The organism is Helicobacter rodentium ATCC 700285 (genome assembly GCF_000687535.1).
Taxonomy (GTDB): Bacteria; Campylobacterota; Campylobacteria; order Campylobacterales; family Helicobacteraceae; genus Helicobacter_D; species Helicobacter_D rodentium.
The window spans coordinates 1-1,946 of record NZ_JHWC01000023.1; the positions used below are offsets into that span (position 1 = coordinate 1).

The following is a 1,946-nucleotide window of genomic DNA, read 5'->3' on the forward strand; positions in this document are numbered from 1 at the left end:
CAAATTTGTATTGACATTTCTGTTTAACAAAGCATTAGAATTCCCATAATTAGCATAAGCATTTGTTTGATGATTAACACGCATTAATATCCCCACAAATTATTTTTTTATTATTTCTCGTATTAGGCAAAAGACATTCCAAGCCACCAAATAAACTACAAAAATGTTTGGCAAACAACACTTTAAGATTATCTTAAAGTTTATGCAATTTTTCCATAGATTCTAAAGAATCCCTGATTATCGCATTAACAAAATCATTAACTTCCTTTGACAAATCCTTTGTTTGGTTTTCATTGCGTTCAATAGCTTTGAGATAATACTCCATTAAAGAATCTTCCATTTCCTTTTTTATCTCTTCTGGGGTTTGCTGTTTTCTTGTAGAATCCAAATCATCTGGACGATAGGTGCTTGGCATTCCTCTTTGGAATTTGCCAAACTCACTAAGCTTTGTAAAAGGGGATTCCGCCTTTGCAAAGGAATCGCTACTGAAAGCAAAAGTTAGTAAAATGCCCTCCACAGAAAATTCGCCTTTTTCATTCTGATAGTCTCTCATTAAAGGTGTATGAAACAGAGAATCCGAAAAGAAAGGATTGGATTCAAACATTTGTTTAATTTCTGTTTTGGAATACACATCTTTTGAGCCAAATTCCCCTTTTGTAATGCCTTGAATTTTATTATAAGCATAGGAGATTCCTGCGATTAAGTCTATGGATTCAAATTCTGCTGCTAGATAATTTTCCTCTCTTTTAAGTGGTGTTGTATAATAATCGTGCAAGGCTTGTAGCGCGTTGCTATGGATTTTATACTCTTCAGGCAATCCCGCAGCCTTTAAAAAATCAATCCCCATAAAACCATTTTCATCAATGGTGTAACCCCCAAAGGTGTTGATAGAGGATTTATGTGTGGTTTGACGATAATCTTGCATTTTCTCTATGGCAACGGACGATAAAGCGGAATCCTGCGCATTTTCTTTGAAGCTTAACTTGCTTGTCTTGTTGCTCATTGTTTCTGCGTTGCACAAAAACCCGCCCAAATACTTAGAGGCTTCTTCATAGGAATCAGGTGCTAGATAAACTTCTCCCTTAAAGCCCTCCGATTCTCTTTGCTTTAAAAATTCTTTTGCTTTCTCTTTTCGCTCTTGCGAGATAGAATCATTGCTTTGAATCTCTAGTGGCTTGTAGCTTGTAGAAATTGCGTAAAGTTGCATTGTAACTCCTTGATAAAAGGTTTTAAAATTAATGCAATCCTTTGCGAAATTTTTTCCTTAAAATCGTATTAAAGTCTTTGTAAATCCCTCATTTGCGCTAATGCAAGATTTTTAAGATTCTCTTGATAATCATTAGGATTCAACTTATCGCCCAAAAGCGGCATAGGACTTTTTTGTTTCTCTCCACCTTGTGCCTTTGCTAAAACCTCTGCAAAACTCGCAGAATCATGCGACACGATGAAATCGCTAGAAAGCGTGAATAGCGTGTGATTAAGCGGAGTGATATTTGAATTGATATTTTCCATAAAGCCCCCTAAAACTAATATCTATACTTTGAGTTTAAGTGTTTCAGCGTTCTGCTTGATGCGCCCATTAAAGATAAATCTCTCATATAGCCAGTTTGTGGGTTATATCCTATCAGCCAAGTATATTCAATTTGACTGCGATAATATCGTTTCGCATATACAAGCGTTTCATTGTAATACAAAAGCCCTACTGCTTCTTGAATCAAATTGCTTGGTAAATCTGTATTTTGAACTATATAATATTTTGAGACTAATGTGGGTGTCATCACATTGTTGCCAAGATAAATTAAACCGCCCTTTACTTCTTGCATCTCCTCATCATTTAAGACTTTCACACCCGCACTTTGTTCGTTAAACTCTCCATTGGTTACAAGGGCAATGAAATCTATTTCTGCAAAGAGTGTGCTTGAGATTCCAAAGATTAATAAGAATCC

General features: G+C 35.6%; 3 protein-coding genes. All 3 read right to left on the reverse strand.

From position 1 onward, the window contains the following. Positions 1–193: 193 nt before the first annotated feature. Entirely contained in the window at positions 194–1,207 is a 1,014-nt protein-coding gene (locus tag BS85_RS0109850) for a hypothetical protein (RefSeq protein ID WP_026944630.1), read from the reverse strand. Between the two features lie 68 nt (positions 1,208–1,275). Next, entirely contained in the window at positions 1,276–1,512 is a 237-nt protein-coding gene (locus BS85_RS0109855; RefSeq protein ID WP_026944631.1) for a hypothetical protein, read from the reverse strand. A gap of 14 nt (positions 1,513–1,526) precedes the next feature. Next, positions 1,527–1,946 (reverse strand): hypothetical protein (locus tag BS85_RS11785; RefSeq protein WP_026944632.1); only part of this gene is annotated, 420 nt, incomplete at its 5' end.

What these genes read in the sequence shown, in the direction of transcription:
- BS85_RS0109855 (WP_026944631.1), bottom strand. Translation starts at nt 1,512, where the DNA reads ATGGAAAATATCAATTCAAATATCACTCCGCTTAATCACACGCTATTC.
- BS85_RS0109850 (WP_026944630.1), bottom strand. Translation starts at nt 1,207, where the DNA reads ATGCAACTTTACGCAATTTCTACAAGCTACAAGCCACTAGAGATTCAA.